Origin of the sequence: Pseudonocardia sp. EV170527-09, from assembly GCF_008369905.1 — a bacterium.
Classification (GTDB): domain Bacteria; phylum Actinomycetota; class Actinomycetes; order Mycobacteriales; family Pseudonocardiaceae; genus Pseudonocardia.
Genome location: NZ_VRMC01000072.1, coordinates 12,399 through 29,191, shown reverse-complemented (window position 1 = coordinate 29,191; position 16,793 = coordinate 12,399). Strand labels below are relative to the sequence as shown.

20 protein-coding genes and 1 pseudogene are annotated in these 16,793 nt (G+C 72.8%); 12 read left to right on the top strand and 9 right to left on the bottom strand.

The annotated features are described in order from the left end of the window. Positions 1 to 217: sigma factor-like helix-turn-helix DNA-binding protein (locus FVA95_RS20580; RefSeq protein ID WP_193564260.1), on the bottom strand; the 217-nt coding region annotated here is incomplete at its 3' end. Positions 218 to 290: 73 nt separating this feature from the next. Between FVA95_RS20580 and FVA95_RS20575 the strand changes: the two genes are divergently transcribed. The 4 genes from FVA95_RS20575 to FVA95_RS20560 are packed head-to-tail and all read left to right on the top strand — an operon-like array spanning position 291 to position 3,472. After that, on the top strand, positions 291 to 746 hold the full coding sequence (locus FVA95_RS20575) for a CpsD/CapB family tyrosine-protein kinase (protein WP_149665633.1): 456 nt from the start codon (positions 291 to 293) through the stop codon (positions 744 to 746). Then, on the top strand, positions 743 to 1,510 hold the full coding sequence (locus tag FVA95_RS20570) for a methyltransferase domain-containing protein (protein ID WP_149665632.1): 768 nt from the start codon (positions 743 to 745) through the stop codon (positions 1,508 to 1,510). The genes FVA95_RS20575 and FVA95_RS20570 overlap by 4 nt, the downstream gene beginning before the upstream one ends. 17 nt (positions 1,511 to 1,527) lie before the next feature. Next, a complete protein-coding gene (gene gmd, locus FVA95_RS20565; protein ID WP_149665631.1) occupies positions 1,528 to 2,553 on the top strand; it encodes a GDP-mannose 4,6-dehydratase in 1,026 nt (341 codons plus the stop codon). Beyond that, entirely contained in the window at positions 2,540 to 3,472 is a 933-nt protein-coding gene (locus FVA95_RS20560; protein WP_149665630.1) for a GDP-L-fucose synthase, read from the top strand. The genes gmd and FVA95_RS20560 overlap by 14 nt, the downstream gene beginning before the upstream one ends. Positions 3,473 to 3,497: 25 nt before the next feature. On the opposite strand, the gene FVA95_RS20555 is transcribed toward FVA95_RS20560, so the two are convergent. Beyond that, positions 3,498 to 4,205 (bottom strand): TetR/AcrR family transcriptional regulator, encoded by a 708-nt coding sequence (locus FVA95_RS20555; protein WP_149665629.1) that lies wholly within the window; start codon positions 4,203 to 4,205, stop codon positions 3,498 to 3,500. Between the two features lie 129 nt (positions 4,206 to 4,334). Here FVA95_RS20555 and FVA95_RS20550 point away from each other — a divergent pair, with 129 nt between their 5' ends. Further along, entirely contained in the window at positions 4,335 to 5,186 is an 852-nt protein-coding gene (locus FVA95_RS20550; RefSeq protein ID WP_240051627.1) for an acetylxylan esterase, read from the top strand. Positions 5,187 to 5,214: 28 nt separating this feature from the next. Here FVA95_RS20550 and FVA95_RS20545 read toward each other — a convergent pair whose 3' ends face one another. Continuing rightward, positions 5,215 to 6,072, bottom strand: coding sequence for a universal stress protein (locus FVA95_RS20545; RefSeq protein WP_149665628.1), 858 nt, complete (start codon positions 6,070 to 6,072; stop codon positions 5,215 to 5,217). Between the two features lie 178 nt (positions 6,073 to 6,250). Between FVA95_RS20545 and FVA95_RS20540 the strand changes: the two genes are divergently transcribed. Beyond that, positions 6,251 to 7,699 carry an NAD(P)/FAD-dependent oxidoreductase gene (locus FVA95_RS20540; protein WP_149665627.1) on the top strand — a complete coding sequence of 483 codons (1,449 nt, stop codon included), beginning with the start codon at positions 6,251 to 6,253 and terminating at the stop codon, positions 7,697 to 7,699. Positions 7,700 to 7,770: 71 nt separating this feature from the next. Here the strand turns inward: FVA95_RS20540 and FVA95_RS20535 are convergent, their stop codons facing one another. Then, a complete protein-coding gene (locus tag FVA95_RS20535) occupies positions 7,771 to 8,058 on the bottom strand; it encodes a hypothetical protein (RefSeq protein ID WP_020627158.1) in 288 nt (95 codons plus the stop codon). A 434-nt stretch (positions 8,059 to 8,492) separates the two neighbouring features. On the opposite strand from FVA95_RS20535, the pseudogene FVA95_RS33990 reads away from it, so the two are divergent. Both FVA95_RS33990 and FVA95_RS32135 read left to right on the top strand, forming a co-directional pair. Beyond that, positions 8,493 to 8,777, top strand: a pseudogene (locus FVA95_RS33990) (MerR family transcriptional regulator); the annotation flags it as partial. 241 nt (positions 8,778 to 9,018) lie between these two features. Further along, complete coding sequence (locus FVA95_RS32135; RefSeq protein WP_205015914.1) at positions 9,019 to 9,195, top strand: hypothetical protein; 177 nt, start codon at positions 9,019 to 9,021, stop codon at positions 9,193 to 9,195. A 36-nt stretch (positions 9,196 to 9,231) separates the two neighbouring features. On the opposite strand, the gene FVA95_RS20525 is transcribed toward FVA95_RS32135, so the two are convergent. Then, positions 9,232 to 10,137 carry a LysR family transcriptional regulator gene (locus FVA95_RS20525; protein WP_161992378.1) on the bottom strand — a complete coding sequence of 302 codons (906 nt, stop codon included), beginning with the start codon at positions 10,135 to 10,137 and terminating at the stop codon, positions 9,232 to 9,234. 143 nt (positions 10,138 to 10,280) lie between these two features. Here FVA95_RS20525 and FVA95_RS20520 point away from each other — a divergent pair, with 143 nt between their 5' ends. Genes FVA95_RS20520 through FVA95_RS20510 form a run of 3 tightly spaced genes read left to right on the top strand, consistent with a single transcriptional unit; the run spans position 10,281 to position 13,758 of the window. Then, positions 10,281 to 11,603, top strand: a complete 1,323-nt coding sequence (locus FVA95_RS20520; protein ID WP_240051626.1) for an MFS transporter — start codon at positions 10,281 to 10,283, stop codon at positions 11,601 to 11,603. Next, a complete protein-coding gene (locus tag FVA95_RS20515) occupies positions 11,600 to 13,099 on the top strand; it encodes an AMP-binding protein (protein ID WP_149665625.1) in 1,500 nt (499 codons plus the stop codon). The genes FVA95_RS20520 and FVA95_RS20515 overlap by 4 nt, the downstream gene beginning before the upstream one ends. Then, on the top strand, positions 13,096 to 13,758 hold the full coding sequence (locus tag FVA95_RS20510; RefSeq protein WP_043280548.1) for an RraA family protein: 663 nt from the start codon (positions 13,096 to 13,098) through the stop codon (positions 13,756 to 13,758). Before FVA95_RS20515 ends, FVA95_RS20510 begins: the two co-directional genes overlap by 4 nt. Positions 13,759 to 13,767: 9 nt before the next feature. On the opposite strand, the gene FVA95_RS30930 is transcribed toward FVA95_RS20510, so the two are convergent. The 4 genes from FVA95_RS30930 to FVA95_RS20495 form a co-directional block, all read right to left on the bottom strand. Next, complete coding sequence (locus tag FVA95_RS30930; protein ID WP_158071523.1) at positions 13,768 to 13,920, bottom strand: hypothetical protein; 153 nt, start codon at positions 13,918 to 13,920, stop codon at positions 13,768 to 13,770. Between the two features lie 57 nt (positions 13,921 to 13,977). Next, positions 13,978 to 14,718 carry an HAD-IIA family hydrolase gene (locus FVA95_RS20505; protein WP_240051628.1) on the bottom strand — a complete coding sequence of 247 codons (741 nt, stop codon included), beginning with the start codon at positions 14,716 to 14,718 and terminating at the stop codon, positions 13,978 to 13,980. A 62-nt stretch (positions 14,719 to 14,780) separates the two neighbouring features. Continuing rightward, the gene (locus tag FVA95_RS20500; RefSeq protein ID WP_149665623.1) at positions 14,781 to 15,596 is read right to left on the bottom strand and encodes an Fpg/Nei family DNA glycosylase; all 816 of its coding nucleotides are present in this window, start codon (positions 15,594 to 15,596) and stop codon (positions 14,781 to 14,783) included. Positions 15,597 to 15,622: 26 nt separating this feature from the next. Next, positions 15,623 to 16,093 (bottom strand): ribose-5-phosphate isomerase, encoded by a 471-nt coding sequence (locus FVA95_RS20495; RefSeq protein ID WP_149665622.1) that lies wholly within the window; start codon positions 16,091 to 16,093, stop codon positions 15,623 to 15,625. 18 nt (positions 16,094 to 16,111) lie between these two features. Between FVA95_RS20495 and FVA95_RS20490 the strand changes: the two genes are divergently transcribed. After that, on the top strand, positions 16,112 to 16,786 hold the full coding sequence (locus FVA95_RS20490) for a DUF429 domain-containing protein (RefSeq protein WP_149665621.1): 675 nt from the start codon (positions 16,112 to 16,114) through the stop codon (positions 16,784 to 16,786). Positions 16,787 to 16,793: the final 7 nt, after the last annotated feature.

The following is a 16,793-nucleotide window of genomic DNA, read 5'->3' as shown; positions in this document are numbered from 1 at the left end:
TCCGCGGGAACTGCGCCAACAGAGCCCGCACCTGCGGCTCGACCGCATCAGCCAGCGAACCCCGCGGGCCCCGTTCCCGCCGCGGTGGGCCCGGCGCCCGCAGCGCCGAACGCACCGTGTTCCGCGCGACTCCCAGCCGGCGGGAGATCTCCTTGATCGGGACACCCTCCGCCCGATGCAGACGACGGATCTCGGACCAGTCCTCCACCGACAACACCCCCTCAGCGTCGCCCAGAAGGGGTCAATCCCAATCCGACGTCAGGGGGTCAGTCTCAGGCCGTCGTCGACAGATGCTGCGATGGGACGCGGCCGGGGTCGACGTCCTGGTGGCCGGCGGCCTCGGCCTCGGTGCCGGGCTCGGGACCGATCTTCAGGGCCCGGCCATGGCCGGGGTGCTGGCGCTGCTGCGTGAGCGCTACGACGTGGTGCTCGTCGACGGCCCCGCGGTCCGGGAGTCCTCCGAGGCGGTCGAGCTGGCCCGCCTCGCCGACGGTGTCCTGCTGGTGTGCCGCACCGACTCCACCGACGCCGACGAGCTGACCGCGGCGGTCGACGAGCTGGGCGCCGTGCACGTGACGCCAATGGGATCGGTCGACACCGGAGGGCACGCCTCCGACCGGGACGCGGAACCGACCGCCGCCCCGACACGGGACCCGGACGTACTGGAGCCGGACCCGGACCGTCCCTGGGCCACCGGCCGCTACCGGCACCGCGCCCGTCGTGCCCTGCCCGGGAGGTCCCGATGAGTGTCCCGCAGGAGGCGACCGGACGGCTGGAACGCCACCGACACCGCACGCTGCCCGAGCTCGGTGCCGGCGGGTTCTCCCGGCTCGACGGGGCGGTGGAGTTCTACCAGCGGGTCCGGGCCCTCGTCGGGTCGGACGACGTGGTCCTGGACCTCGGTGCGGGCCGTGGCTGCTTCGTCGAGGACCCCGTCGAGCACCGCCGGGAGCTGCGACGACTGCGCGGCAGGGTCGGGGCGCTGGTCGGCGCCGACGTCGACCCGGTCGTCACCACCAACCCGACGCTGGACCGCGCCCACGTGATCGGGCCCGACGGGTTCCTGCCGCTGCCGGACGCCTCGGTCGACGCGGTGGTCGCCGACTTCGTCCTCGAGCACGTCCGGTACCCGGCCCGGACCGCCGCCGAGCTCACCCGGGTGCTGCGGGTCGGGGGCTGGATCTGTGCCCGCACCCCCAACCGCTGGGGGTCGATCGCCCTGCCGGCCCGGCTGGTCCCCGACCGGCTGCACCGCAGGGTCCTGGCCCGGGTGCAGCCGGGCAAACAGGAACGCGACACCTTCCCGACGGCGTACCGGATGAACACCGCGGCCGACCTGCGCCGCTGGTTCCCCGAGACGTCCTTCCGCCACTGCTCCTACACCCACGACAGCGAACCGGCCTACGTCGGCCGGTCGGTGCTGGCCTGGTCGGCGTTCCGCGCCGTCGCGGCGATCACCCCTCCGCCCCTGCGGTCCATGTGGATGGTCTTCATCCAGCGGACCGCCTGACCCCTTCAGGAGTCCCGATGTCCCACACCCCGCCCCGCGCGCTGATCACCGGCATCACCGGCCAGGACGGCTCGTACCTGGCCGAGCTGCTCCTCGCCAAGGGCTACGAGGTGCACGGCCTCATCCGCCGCGCCTCCACCTTCAACACCAGCCGCATCGACCACCTCTACCAGGACCCGCACGAGCCCGACGCCCGGCTGTTCCTGCACTACGGCGACCTGACCGATGCCTCCCGGCTCGTCACACTGGTCGAGAAGATCCACCCCCGCGAGATCTACCACCTCGCCGCCCAGTCCCACGTGCGCGTCTCCTTCGACGAACCCGAGTTCACCGGCAACACCACCGGCATGGGCACCACCCGCCTGCTCGAGGCCATCCGCATGGTCGGGCTCGACTGCCGCTTCTACCAGGCCAGCAGCTCGGAGATGTTCGGTGCCAGTCCGCCGCCGCAGAACGAGTACACGCCCTTCCACCCCCGCTCCCCCTACGGTGCGGCCAAGGTCTACAGCTACTGGATCACCCGCAACTACCGCGAGGCGCACGGCATCTACGCCGTCAACGGCATCCTGTTCAACCACGAGTCCCCCCGACGCGGGCCGACCTTCGTGACCCGCAAGATCGCCCGCGCCGCCGCCCGCATCTCCGCGGGCCTGCAGGAACACCTCCACCTCGGCAACCTCGACGCCGTCCGAGACTGGGGCTACGCGCCCGAGTACGTCGAGGGCATGTGGCGGATGCTCCAGGCCGACCAGCCCGGCGACTACGTCCTCGCCACCGGCACCGCCTACACCGTCCGCGACTTCGCCCGGTTCTGCTTCGACCACGTGAACCTGGACTGGCGCCAGCACGTCCGGTTCGACCGGTCCTACCTCCGCCCCTCCGAGGTCGACGCGCTCGTCGGCGATCCGGGCAAGGCCCACGACGAGCTCGGGTGGACGCCCCGGGTCACCGCCCCGGAGCTCGCCCGCATCATGGTCGACGCCGAGCAGCCCGCTCCGCGTGCGACCCGCCTGGTCGTGGAGGGTCTCGATGCTGCCTCGTGACGCACGCCTGTACGTGGCCGGGCGACGCGGTCTGGCCGGCTCCGCGGTCGTCCGGGCTGCGCACGCGGCCGGGTTCACCGACGTCGTGGGTGCCACCAGCGACGAGCTCGACCTGCGCGACCGGGCGGCGGTGTTCGAGCATCTGCTCGACCAGCGTCCCACGGCGCTGGTGCTGGCCGCGGCGAGGGTCGGTGGCATCCTGGCGAACAGCTCCCGGCCCGCGGACTTCATCTCCGAGAACCTGCAGATCCAGGTCAACGTGATGGACGCGGCGGCCCGGGCCGGGGTCCGACGGCTGCTGTTCCTCGGCTCGTCGTGCGCCTACCCGAAGTTCGCCGGGCAGCCGATCCGGGAGTCCAGCCTGCTGCAGGGCTCGGTCGAGCCCACCAACGAGGCCTACGCCGTCGCCAAGATCGCCGGGTTGATGCAGGTCAGGGCGGTCCGCAACCAACTGGGGCTGCCCTGGATCTCGGCGATGCCGACGAACCTCTACGGGCCGGGGGACAACTTCGACCCGCACGACTCACACGTGGTCCCCGGGCTGATCCGGCGGCTGCACGACGCCGAGCGCCACGGTGCGGGCACCGTCGAGCTGTGGGGTTCGGGCACGCCGCGCCGCGAGCTCCTGCACGCCGACGACCTGGGGAGCGCGGTGATCCACCTGCTCGACCACTACGACGATCCCGAACCGATCAACGTCGGGAGCGGGTTCGACGTGGCGATCAGCGACCTGGCCGCGATGATCGCGGGCGTGGTCGGCTTCCAGGGGCTGATCGTGCCCGACCGACGGCGTCCGGACGGCACGCCCCGCAAGTTGCTGGAGACCACCCGGATCCGGGGACTGGGCTGGCAGCCGACCGTCGAGCTGCGCGAGGGGCTCGCCGACACCTACGCCTGGTTCCTCGAGCATGCGTGCTGAGGTGCGCGTCCGACCGACCGCGGGCTCAACCGGTCGGTGGCGGCAGCAGACGGGCGAGCCAGGGTGTCCAGCGGTTGGCACAGCCGTCGAAGGACGGGTTCGGGGCGTCGAGGATGTCGACCGCGAGCTGACGCAACGCGTAGACGACCACGAGGAACACCTCGGACTCCAGATCGTCCTCGACACCGCCCGCCCACTCCCGGCGGCGCACCTCCAGCAGCGCCGCGATGCCCTGCATCGCGAGCCGGTTCCGGTGCCGGGCCTCCCGGCCCAGCGGTTCGAGCTCCACGAGGAAGGCACGGGCCACGACGATGTCGCGGCCCAGCAGGTCCAGGTAGACGAGCGTGAAGTGCCGGATGATCGAGGTCCAGTCGTCGGAGCGGTAGTGGACCTCGGCGAAGCCGCCGACGATCACGTTCACGAACCGGTCGAAGGCCGCGAACATGCACTCGTCCTTGTCCGAGAAGACCTCGTAGAAGGCCGTCAGGGACACCCCGGCACGGGCACAGATCTCGCGGACGCCGATGTTGCGGTAGCCGTCGCCGGCCAGCAGCTCGGTCGCGGCGATCATCATCCGCTCCCGGCGCTTGGTGTAGACCTCCTCGCGGCTGAGCCGGTGCCGACCTCGGGGCAGGGCGGGTGGGGTCGTGAAGAACACACCCTCCGCAATCGTCGTCGGTGTGCGCTCCGCGCCCACCGCGTCCGACACCGACTCCGCCACCGCGACCGTCACCTCTTCCGCTCGACCTCGCCACCCTACTGGGCGGTCCACGTACGACGGGCCACACTCGACCGTATAAGTAACGTTGGCTATCTTTGCTTATCACGGTCGCGTCCGGCATCACCCGACGGAGGAACAAGCGTGCGTGTCACTCCCCTGCTCACCGCGGCGCTGTGCATCGGCGCCCTGCTCGGCCCGGTCGCGGCCGCACAGCCCGCGACCGCCGCGACCGATCGGATCGCACACACCGCGACCGCGACCACGGCCGCTCCGATCGACCGTTGGAGCGCGCCGGGTCCGGAGGAGGTCACCGAGGAGATCGGGGCGACCCACACCGTGTTCCGGCCCGCCGACCTCGGTCCACCCGGTACCCGGCACCCGGTCGTGACCTGGGGCAACGGCACCGGCGGCATCCCCGCCGTCTACCGGGGCCTGCTGATCCACCTCGCCTCGCACGGCTACCTCGTCACCGCCGCCAACACCCCGATGGCCAACAGCGGGCAGGAGATGCTCGCGGGCGCGCGCACGCTCGTGCGGGCCGCTGCCGACCCCGGCAGCCCCTACTACCAGCGGGTCGACACCTCGGCGATCGCCGCCACCGGGCACTCGCAAGGAGGCGCCGGTGCGATGGTCGCCGCGGCCGACCCGCTGATCACGACCACCGTCGCCGTGCAGCCGGGGCCGCTGGCGGTGCCGCAGCGCATCCGGGGCCCGATCCTGTACCTGGCGGGCGAACAGGACACGACGGTGCGGCCGGAGCTGATCGTGGAGCCGTTCTACGAGAACACCCCCCAGGTCGAGGCGGCCTACGCCGAGTTCGCCGGTGTCGGCCACTTCGAGCCGCTCCCCGACGGAGGCCGGTTCCGCGGTCTGTTGACCGCCTGGCTGGACTACCAGCTGCGCGGCGACACGGCCGCCGCCGCACAGTTCGTCGGCGCCGACTGCGGAGCGTGCACCGACCGGGCGATCGTCGACTACCGCCACCACGACTGAGGAGCGCCCCCACGGCGGGGCACCGCGCTCACGTCGCGGCGGACGGACCGACCAGCATCACCGGGCAGTCGGCACGCTGGACCAGGGCCAGCCCGGTCGACCCCAGCAGCAACCCGGTGAACCCGCCACGACCCCGGGTGGCGACGACGACCAGCCGGGCCGCACCACTGCGCCGGGCCAGCGCCCGCCCCGGTTCCTCGCGCTCGATCACCCGTTCCACGGCGACGTCGGGATAGCGCTCCGACCAGCCCGCGAGCCGCTCGGCGAGCGCGCGCTCCTCGGCGTCGCGCAGCCGGTCGAAGACCCCGGCGGCACGCAGCGCCGGGGAACGGCCGTCGTGCCAGGCGTACAGGGCGACCAGGCCGGTGCCGTGCTCGGAGGCCGCGGCGAAGGCGTGCTCCAGGGCCGCGTCGGACAGCGGACCACCGTCGACGCCGACCAGCACCGGCCCCTCCGACGAGGTGCCGCGCACGACGACGACCGGGCACTGCGCGTGCGAGGCCACCGCCAGGGTCACCGATCCCAGCGCGGTGCCCATCGCCCCGCGTCCGGCGGACCCGAGCACCAGCAGCTCGGCCGTGGCGGACCGTTCGACCAGCGCCGTCGACGGCGCCCGCCGGTCCTCCGCGAGGTCGACCGCGACCTCGGGTGCGGCCTGCGCGGCGGTGTGCCGGGCCGCGTCGAGGGTCGCGCGGGACTCCTCGCGGATCGAGGTCTCGACGTCGTCGAGCAGGGGTGCGACGGCGGCGTCGGCGTAGAGGCGGGCCACGTCGAAGGCCTGTACGAGCAGCAGGTCGGCGTGTCGGGTGGCGGCCTCGCGGGCCGCCCATGCGACGGCGTCCAGGGCCGCGTCCGATCCGTCCACGCCGACGACGACGGTGCTCATCACTGTGCTCCGTTCCCGGCCGGCCCGGTGTCGGCCTCTCACCCTCCACTGTGCTCCGATCCGCGCCGCCCCGCACGTGCCCGGAATGTGAGGTGGCAGACGGCCCGCGCGGGCCGGGACGGGCCCCCGGGGCCCCGCGGGCGATCGTTACCGTGACCGGCGGCGACAGGGAGGTCCCATGCACGCACCGAGCGTTCTCATCGTCGGCGCCGGATTCGGTGGCATCGCTGCCGCGATCGAGCTGCGCGCCCACAGCATCCGCGACGTCACGATCGTCGACGCCGCCGACGGCATCGGCGGCACGTGGCTGCACAACACCTATCCGGGCGCAGCCTGCGACGTCCCGAGCCACCTGTACTCGTACTCGTTCGCCCAGCGCACCGACTGGTCGCGGCTCTGCTCACCGCAGCCGGAGATCCTGGCCTACCTGCGCGGCGTCGCCGCCGAGTTCGGGATCGACGAGCTGGTGCAGACCGGTGTGCGGATCGTCGACGCCCGCCGCGACGAGGCCGACCGACCGTGGACGGTCACCGCGGACGACGGCCGCACCTGGACCTGCGACGTGCTGATCGTCGCGACCGGGCAGCTCAACCGGCCGGTCTCCCCCGACCTGCCCGGCGTCGACTCCTTCACCGGGACGATGTTCCACTCCGCGCGCTGGGACCACGACCACGACCTGCGCGGACGCCGCGTCGCCGTGATCGGGACCGGCGCCAGCGCCGTGCAGTTCGTGCCGGCGATCGCCCCCGAGGTGGGGCACATGACGGTGTTCCAGCGGTCCGGGAACTGGTTCCTGCCGCGGCGGAACCGGAGGTTCCCGGCGTGGTGGCGGTTCGCGATCGCCCGGGTGCCCGGCCTGCAGGCCGCGCGCCGTCGGTTCATCACCGAGTACTGCGAGACGCTGACGCTGATGATCCGCCACCCCGCCACCTGGGGGCGGCTGGGGCGGCTCTGGTCGACGCTGTTCATGCGGGCCCAGCTGCGCGACCCGGAGGTCCGCCGCAAGGTCTGGCCGGACTACACCTTCGGCTGCAAGCGCATCCTGTTCAGCTCGCACTGGCTGCCCGCGCTGCAGCGGCCCAACGTCGAGGTCGAGACGTCGCGGATCGCCGCGATCGAGCCGACCGGGGTGCGCACCGAGGACGGCACGCTGCACGAGGTCGACACCATCATCTGGGGCACCGGCTTCGCGGCGACCGACTTCATGTTCCCGATGGAGATCAGTGGTCCGGGTGGGCGGTCGCTGCGCACCGAGTGGTCCGACGGCGCGCACGCCTACCTGGGGATGACCGTCCCCGGGTTCCCGTCGCTGTTCGTGCTCTACGGCCCCAACACCAACACCTCGGGCGGCTCGATCATCCGGTACCTGGAGCACCAGGTCCGCTACGTCCGCGAGGCCCTGCAGGAGGCGGCCCGGCGCGGCGCGTCCGGCATGGAGGTCCGCCCCGAGGTCGAGCGGGCCTACGACGAGGAGATCCAGGCCCGCTTCCCCGGCACCGCGTGGACCCGGTGCGACTCCTGGTACCGCGACGACACCGGGCGGATCGTCACCAACTGGCCCGGCTACATGCGTGAGTACGACGAGCGCACCCGCCGTGTCGAGCCGTCGGACTACGTCTTCCACTGATCCCACGCCGGCACGGAACCGCCCCCTGCACCCCGTGGCGGCGGGATGCAGGGGGCGGAGGCGTGTGTGGGTCAGTCACACTTCGTGGGGTTGTCCCGGGTCTGGGCCGCGCCGCCACCGAGGATCCCGAGGACGTTGCCCAGGGTCGCGTTGATGCCCGGGCAGATGTTCGCGTTGTTGAGGACGTTGACGTCGTCCAGGTTCACCAGGCCGAACTGGTCGCCCCTGGTGTTGCCGACGTCCTGGACGAATGAGTCACCGTCGTCGTCCTTCGGCGCGGGCGCAGCCGACGCCAGCGGGCTGAAGGCCACCATGGTGGCGATGACGGCGACGCCGGTGACCGCGAGCTTCCTGCGCATGTCGTTCTCCCCGATCGTGTCCGGTGGGACGGACGTGCCTCACGATTCCCGTGAGCACCACCGGGACGCCTGTGCGTCACGGCAAGCGGACAGTAGGCAGGTGCTCACCGGCGGGGATACGCGAACGACACCACCGGGTGACACGATCACCACGGGTACCGAACGTGTGGTGTGAACCGGACGGAACGGGTTCGTCCTGGACGCCGGACACCCTCCGTCCCCACGGACGGGGCGACGGATGCGAAGCGTGACCGGATGCCCGGCCCGTGGACGGGTTCCGACCACCCGCGGGGGTGAATTCGTGACCGGCGTGTCGCCTGGTCCGGCGTGTCGCGGCAGAACGGTGCCGGTCGGGGCTTGCACCTCACGCGACGTGAGGCGGCACCGTCCATCATGCCGCCACGCCGTGGCGGTGCGACGGGTAGGGGGACGGGGTGAAGGTCGGCGAGCTGGCCCGGGCCACCGGGCTGACGGTGCGCACCCTGCACCACTGGGAGGAGCGGGGACTGGTCGTGCCGTCGGCACGGACGTCCTCGGGCCATCGGGTCTACGACGACCAGGACGTCCGCAGCGTCTACCAGGTGGTCGCCCTGCGGGAGCTGGGGCTGCCGCTGGACGCCATCGGCGAGCTGCTGTCGTCGGGGTCCTTCGCCGACGTCCTCACCGCGCACCTGGGCCAGGTCGACGCCCGGCTGGCCGCGCTGCACGCCCTGCGGGGCACGCTCGCGGCGGTCGTCGACCGGCTCCGGGAGGCGCCGGACCCCGACCCGTCGGACGTGTTGACGATGATCGATGAGGTGAGCAGGGTGAACGACACCTTCGCGCAGTATTTCACTCCCGAGCAGGTCGCTGCGCTCCGGGCGCGCCGTGCCGAGGGGGAGGCGACCGCGGCCGCGTGGCCGGGGCTGATCGCCGCGGTCCGGGCCGAGATGGACACCGGCAGACCCGTCGGAACCGCGCGTGCAGGCGCTCGCGGCGCGGTGGTCGGAGCTGCTGGCGACCTTCCACCACGGCGACGAGTCGTTGCGCCGGAAGCTGTACCGGCTGCGGGAGGAGAACCCCGGCGAGGTGGCCGCGGCGGGCGGCCCGGACCCGGCGATGATCGACTACATCGCCCGGGCCGGGGCCACCGGCTGAGCCCGTCGGGGTGTCGGGTCGGCAGATCGACGCAGGTCAGACCGGCCCGACACCCCGCACGTCCGCACCACCCACACCGGCTGCCTGCAACAGCGCCGCCAGCACCGGATTCTCCGCGTCCGCCTTCCACGCCAGCGCCAGCGGCACCTCCGGCGGTTCGGTCAGCGGCACCAGCACCACCCCCGGTGTACGCAGCTCCGCCGTCGCCTCCAGTGCCAGACCCACCCCGACACCGGCCCCGACCAACGACAGCAGGGTGTGCGTCTCGGGGGCCTCCTGCTCGATGCGCGGCAGGAAGCCGGCGTGCAGGCAGGCGGCGTCGACCGGGGTCCGCATGACCGCCATCCGCCGGGCCGGGTAGGCGACGAACGGGTCATGGGCCAGCTCGGCCAGGTCGATCGCGTCCCGCCCGGCGAGCGGGTGCTCCTCGGGCAGCGCGGCGACGAGCCGGTGCCTGTCGATCTCGTGGACGACGAGACCGTCGTCGTCGACCGGGGTGCGGATCAGCGCGGCGTCGACCCGGTCGGCGCGCAGGTCCTCGGCCAGCTCGCCGGAGAAACGGCCGGTGACCAGCACCAGCCGGGCCCGCGGGCGGTGCGCGCGGAAGCGCCGGGCGGTCCGGTACAGCCAGGCGTTGGAGCTGGGTCCGGCGAACCCGAGTCGGACCGACCCGGTGCTGCCCGCGGCGGCCTCGCGCGCAGCGTCGGTCGCCTCGTCCGCGGCGGCGAGGGCGCGACGGGCCCGGGGCAGGAACGCCGCGCCCGCCGGGGTGAGCGCGACGGCACGGGTGTGCCGGTCGAACAGCGTCGCGCCGACCTCGCGTTCGAGCCGGCGGATCTGCTGGGACAGTGGCGGCCCCGAGACCTGCAGCCGGGCCGCGGCCCGGCCGAAGTGCAGCTCCTCGGCAACGACGACGAACGACTCCAGCTGCCGTAGCTCCACCGCGCCATCATGTCGGTCGATCGACAGAAAGGGAAGCGAGAGCGTCCCAACGACGTCCCAATGCTGTTCTACCGTTGCGTGGCGACGGTCACGGCGGCGTGGTCGCGACGGTCGCTCCACGAGGAGTGCAAGGGGGCACCGGGTTGAGCACGAGCACACCGTCGATGCGCCGCAAGGCGGGGATCGCCTCGTTCGTCGGCACCACCATCGAGTGGTACGACTTCTACATCTACGGCACCGCCGCGGCGCTGGTGCTCGGGCCGTTGTTCTTCCCGAACGCCTCCCCCGCCGCGGGGGTGCTGGCCTCGTTCGCGACGTTCTGGGTCGGGTTCCTGGCCCGGCCCATCGGCGGGATCGTGTTCGGGCACCTCGGTGACCGGCTCGGCCGCAAGACCGCCCTGGTCGCGACGCTGCTGCTCATGGGTGTCTCCACACTCGCGATCGGGGTGCTGCCCGTCTACGACGACGTCGGCGTCCTCGCGCCGGTGCTGCTGGTCGTGGCCCGGCTGGTCCAGGGCCTCGCGGTCGGCGGCGAGTGGGGCGGCGCGGTGCTGATCGCCTCGGAGCACGCGTCGAAGAACCGCCGGATCCTCTACGGCGCCTTCGCCCAGCAGGGCAGCCCGGCCGGGCAGATGCTCGCCACCGGCTCGTTCGCGCTCGTCGCAATGCTGCCGGAGGAGGCCTTCCTCTCCTGGGGCTGGCGGGTGCCGTTCCTCGTGTCGGCGGCGCTGGTCGTCGTCGGGCTGGTGATCCGGCTGCGGATCGAGGAGAGCCCCGCGCTGGTCGCGATGCGCTCGCGCGGCACCACGGCGCGGTTCCCGCTCGCGGAGCTGCTGCGGGAACGGACCACGCTGGTGGTCGTCTCGGTCGGTGCGTGCGCGCTGGTGGCCGCGGCGGCGTACTTCAAGAACACGTTCGCGCTGTCCTGGGCGGTCAACGACCTCGGATTCGACCGGCAGGTGTTCCTCAACGTCGTGCTGATCAGCTCGACCGTGCAGTTCTTCACCCAGCCGCTCGGGGCGTTCATGGCGACCTGGTGGAACCCGCGGAAGGTCGTCACCGCGCTGCTGCTGATCGAGCTGCCGCTGTTCCCGGTGATGTTCTGGCTGATCTCCACCGGGAGCTTCGGGCTGGCCGCACTCGGCATGGCGCTCGCGACGCTGCCGCACACGATGTACTACGCGATCCTGGCCGGGATGCTGGCCGAGGCGTTCCCCGCGCGGATGCGCTACACCGCGATCTCGCTGTCCTACGCGCTGGCGGGCACGCTGTTCGGCGGCACCGCCCCGCTGGTCGGGCAGTCGCTGCTGGCCGCGACCGGGTCGATCGTGCCCGTCGTCGGGTACTCGCTGGTGATCGTGCTCGTCTCGCTCGCGGCGGCCCGGTACGTGCTCGCCCGCGGACCGGTCCCCGACGACGAGCGGCTCGACCCCGCCGTCACCGGCACCATCGGGAGGACCGCATGACCGAACGTCCCCACCGACACCGCCTCCCCGAGCCCGAGGTCCCCGCCGGCGCGACCGCGCTCGCCGTCCGACTGCGCGCGCTCGTCGCCGCCGACCCGGACCGCCCGCTGGTCACCGAGGACAGCCCCGACGGCACCGGCCTGGTGCGCACCCGCGCGGAGTTCGACGCCCGTACCAACCGCCTGGCCAGGGCGTTCGCCGACCGCGGGGTCGGGCGCGGGGACCTGGTGTCGATCGCGCTGCCGAACGCCGCCGCGCACCTCGAGTGCTCGGTGGCGGCGTGGAAGATCGGTGCGGTGCCCCAGCCGCTGTCGGCCCGGCTGCCCGCCGCCGAGCGCGACGGGGTGCTCGCCGTCGCCGCGCCGGCGCTCGTCCTCGACACCCCGGTCGACGCCGACAAGTACGCCGACGGCCCGCTCCCCGACGTGATCGGACCCAGCTGGAAGGCACCCACCTCGGGCGGGTCGACCGGCACGCCGAAGGTGATCGTCGCCGGTCAGGCCGCCTGCGTCGAACAGGTCCTGGCCCGCGTCGACGGGCTGCGGATCGACCGCGACGGCGTGTTCGGCTGCACCGCACCGCTGCACCACAACGCCCCGTTCATGTTCACGCTGATGGCGTTGCTGCAGGGCCACCACGTCGTGCTCATGGGCCGGTTCGACGCCGCCCGGGCGTTGTCGATGATCCCCGCGTACGGCGTGACCTGGCTCTACGCGGTGCCGACCATGATGAGCCGGATGCTGCGGTTGCCCGACGCCGACTGGGCCGCCTGCGACCTCAGCACCCTGCGGACCGTGCTGCACGTCGGCGCGCCCTGCCCGCCGGAGGTCAAGCGCGGCTGGATCGACCGGGTCGGCGCGGAGACGGTGTTCGAGATCTACTCCGGCACCGAGTCCCAGGCCGGCACCGCGATCGACGGCCGCGACTGGCTGGCACACCCGGGTTCGGTCGGACGGGTCACCCGCGGCGAGATCACCGTCCGCGACGACGACGGCCGCGAGCTCGGCCCCGGCGTCACCGGCGAGATCTGGATGCGGTCCGGCGGGGCGCCGACGTACCACTACCTGGGCGCCGCCGCGCGCGAGCGGGACGGCTGGGAGTCACTCGGCGACATGGGCTCACTGGACGCCGACGGCTATCTGTACCTGGCCGACCGACGTTCGGACATGATCCTCGTCGGCGGCGCGAACGTGTACCCGGCCGAGGTCGAGGCCGCGCTGACCGCGCACCCCGGGGTGCGCGACGCCGTCGTCGTCGGCCTGCCCGACGCCGACTACGGGCACGTCGTGCACGCCGTGGTGCAGGCCGAACCGGGCATCGAGAACGATCTCCGCGAGTTCCTCGACGGACGCCTGAGCAGGGCCAAACAGCCACGGAGCATCGACGTCGTCGACCACCCGCTCCGCGACGACGCAGGGAAGGTGCGCCGCTCGGAGATCGCCGCGCGCGCCGCCGACGCTCGACGACGCGCAACGGCGGGAGGTGCGACAGGATGACGTCCATGCCCGATCTCCTCGACCGTCTGCGCGAGCTGCAGGTGTCCTCCCTCTGCGACGCCGACAAGTCGCTGCCCGTGGTGGACCCGGCGATCCGGGCCCTGGTCCCGGACGTGTCGATGGCCGGCCCCGCGGTGACGGTCTCGTGTGTGGACGACCACCTGCCGATGTTCGCGGCGCTGTCCGCCGCCCGCCCCGGCTCGGTGCTCGTCGTCGCCGGAGCCGGTGGTCACCGCGCCGTGTCCGGTGAGCTGTTCGCGACCGAGGCGAAGCGGCGCGGACTGGCCGGGATCGTCGTCGACGGGCTGGTCCGCGACATCCGCGGGCTGCGCGGGATCGGGCTGCCGGTGTTCGCCCGCGGGACCTGCCCGGCGTCGGGCAGCACGAGCGACCCCGGCACCGTCGACGAGATGGTGTCGTTCGGCGGGCTCGTCGTGAGCCCGGGCGACCTGGTGTGCGGCGACGACGACGGGCTGCTCATCGCCGCGCCGGACCGGCTCGCCGAGGTCGTCGAGACCGCCGAGGGCATCGAGGCCGCCGAGCGCGCGTTGGTCTCGGCCATGCGCAACGGCCACGACCTGCACTCGCTGACCACGGTCGTCGAGCACGTCGCGGCGCTGCGCCGGGGCGAGCCCAGCGCGCTGGGGTTCAAGATCTGAGCGGGTCGTTCAGGCCGCGACCGCGTCCCAACTGAACTCCTCGGTCATCGAGCCGGGACAGTCCGGGCACGGGACGGCGACGCCCGCCGTCTCGTCTCCGGGGAGCTCGGCCTCCGCGCCGCAGGCGGCGCACCGCTGCCAGGACACCAGTTCTCCGTACATGCGTTCGAGGGTGAACCACATCGGTGTAGTTCGCAACCCCGCAGGTCCGGGGCGGGGTCAGACGTCGTCGATCAGGTCCGCGACCGAGGAGACGACCCGGTTCGGGCGGAACGGGAACCGGTCGATCTCGTGCTCCTTGGTGATCCCCGAGAGCACCAGCACCGTGCGCATCCCGGCCTCCAGCCCGGCGAGGATGTCGGTGTCCATCCGGTCGCCGATCATGACCGTGGACTCCGAGTGCGCACCGAGCCGGTTGAGCGCGGCCCGCATCATCAGCGGGTTCGGCTTGCCGACGAAGTAGGGGTCGACCCCGGTCGCCTTGGAGATCATCGCGGCGACCGAGCCGGTCGCGGGGAGGATGCCCTCGGGCGACGGGCCGGTCGCGTCGGGGTTGGTGGCGACGAACCGGGAGCCCTGCTCGACCAGACGCATCGCGGTGGCGATCGAGGAGAAGCTGTAGGTGCGGGTCTCGCCGAGCACCACGTAGTCGGGGTTGCGGTCGGTGATGACGTAGCCGATGTCGTGCAGCGCGGTGGTCAGCCCGGCCTCACCGATCACGTAGGCGCTGCCCTGCGGGCGCTGCTCCCCGAGGAACGCGGCCGTGGCGAGCGCGGAGGTCCAGATCGACTCCTCCGGCACGTCGAGGCCGGTGGCCTGCAGCCGGTAGCGCAGGTCACGGGGGGTGTGGATGCTGTTGTTGGTCAGGACCAGGAACGGGACGTCCTTGTCGCGCAGCCGCGACAACAGGGTGTCCGCCCCCGGGACGATGGTGCCCTCGCGGACGAGGACGCCGTCCATGTCGGTCATCCAGCACTCGATCGGCTTCTGCTCCACCACGGCCGCCACCCTAGGCCGAGTCCCTAGACGGCTGCCGGTTGGCAGCGCGGGCACCAGAACAGGTTGCGGTTCTGGTGCTCGGCGTGCCGCACCGGCGTCCCGCAGACGAGGCAGTCCATCCCCGCGCGGCGGTAGACGTAGACCTCCCCGCCGTGCCGGTCCGTGCGCCCGGGCTGTCCGCGGCGGCGCGGGTCGTGCTCGGGGCGGACGGTGTCGATGCGGCCGGTCCGCACGCCGTCACGCATGAGCACGACCAGGTCGGCCCACATCGCGTCCCACGTCTGCCGGTCCAGCGCCCGGCCCGGGAGCTGCGGGTCCAGGCCGTGCCGGAACAGGACCTCGGCGCGGTAGACGTTCCCGACGCCGGCGAGCACCTTCTGGTCCATCAGCAACGTCGCGAGCGGGCTGCGCGAGGCCGAGATCCGGGCCCAGACCGTGTCCGGGTCGGCGTCGGTACGCAGCGGGTCCGCACCCAGCCGGGCCCGCAGCGCGCGGGCCTCGGCCGAGGTGAGGAGCTCGCAGGCGGTCGGGCCGCGCAGGTCGGCATAGTGGGTCTGCCCGACGAGCCGCATCCGCAGCTGCCCGACCGGTTCCGGCGCGGGCAGCGGCTGTTCGACGAACGTGCCGTACAGCCCGAGGTGGACGTGTACGACGCGGTCGCGGCCGTAGCGGTGGAACAGGTGCTTGCCGTGCGCCTCGGCGCCGGTCATCACCTCGCCGTCGAGCAGTGCCGCGGAGGCGGCGAAGCGGCCCTGCGGGCTGGAGACGCCGACCGGCCGGCGGACGAACAGCTTCCGGTGCAGCCGCGCCAGCCGATGCAGCGTGTGTCCCTCGGGCATCTCGGCTCCGGGTCAGGACTCGGGGATCAGGACGCGGGGAGCTCAATCTTCCCGGTCCGCTCGTAGTCGAGGACCTGGTCGATGCGGCGCTGGTGGCGCGCGTCGCCGGAGAACGGGGTGGCGATGAAGGCGTCGACGATCGCGACGAGCTCGGTGAACGAGTGCTGCCGCGCGCCGATGCCGATGATCTGGGCGTCGTTGTGCTCGCGGGCGAGGGTGGCGGTGGCCTCGTTCCACGCCAGCGCGGCGCGGATGCCCTGCACCTTGTTGGCGGCGATCTGCTCGCCGTTGCCGGATCCGCCGAGCACGATGCCGAGGGACGTCGGGTCCTCGACCACGCGCCGCGCGGTCTCGATGCACCACGCGGGGTAGTCGTCGAGGGCGTCGTAGGTCGGGGCCCCGACGTCGATCGCCTCGATCCCCTTCTCGGTCAGGTACTCGACGAGCTTGCCCTTGACCTCGAAACCGGCGTGGTCACTGCCCAGGTAGACGCGCACGGGGCACGATCCTCCCCCATGCGGATCGGCGGCGTGGACGGGGTCCCGGGTGGCTGGGTGGTGTGCGTGCTCTCCGGCAGCGGAGCAGCACGTGAGGTGACGTGGACGGTGGTCCCCGACGCGGCGTCGGTGCTGGCCGCGACGGCCGGGTGCGACGCCGTGGGGGTCGACATCCCGTTGTCGGTCCCGACCGGTGCGCAGCGGCGCGAGGCCGAGATCCTCGCGTCGGCGCGGCTGGGCCGGGCGCGGTCCTCGCTGTTCCCCACCCCGCCCGCTCCGGTGCTCGACGCGCAGACCTACGAGGAGGCCTGTGCCGCCGCACGGGCCGTCACGGGGAAGAAGATCAGCCTCCAGACCTGGCACATCGTCGGGAAGATCCGGGAGTTCCAGCAGGTGCGGCTGCCGTCGTCGGTGGTCGAGACGCACCCGGAGCTGTCGTTCCGCACGATGGCGCCGTCGGTCGCGTTCGCGTCGAAGAAGACCGCGCGCGGGGCGGGCCAGCGGGTCGCGGCGCTGTCGGGGTGGGTCCCCTCCGCCGCGTCGCTCGGTGACCTGCCCACCGCAGCCCGGCTCGATGACGTCCTCGACGCACTGGCCTGTGCCTGGACGGCCGAGCGGGTGGCCCGCGGGACCGCGGAGGTGCTCGGCCCGGGAACCGACGCCCTGGGCCGGTCCGCCGCGATCGCGGTCTGAGCGCGAG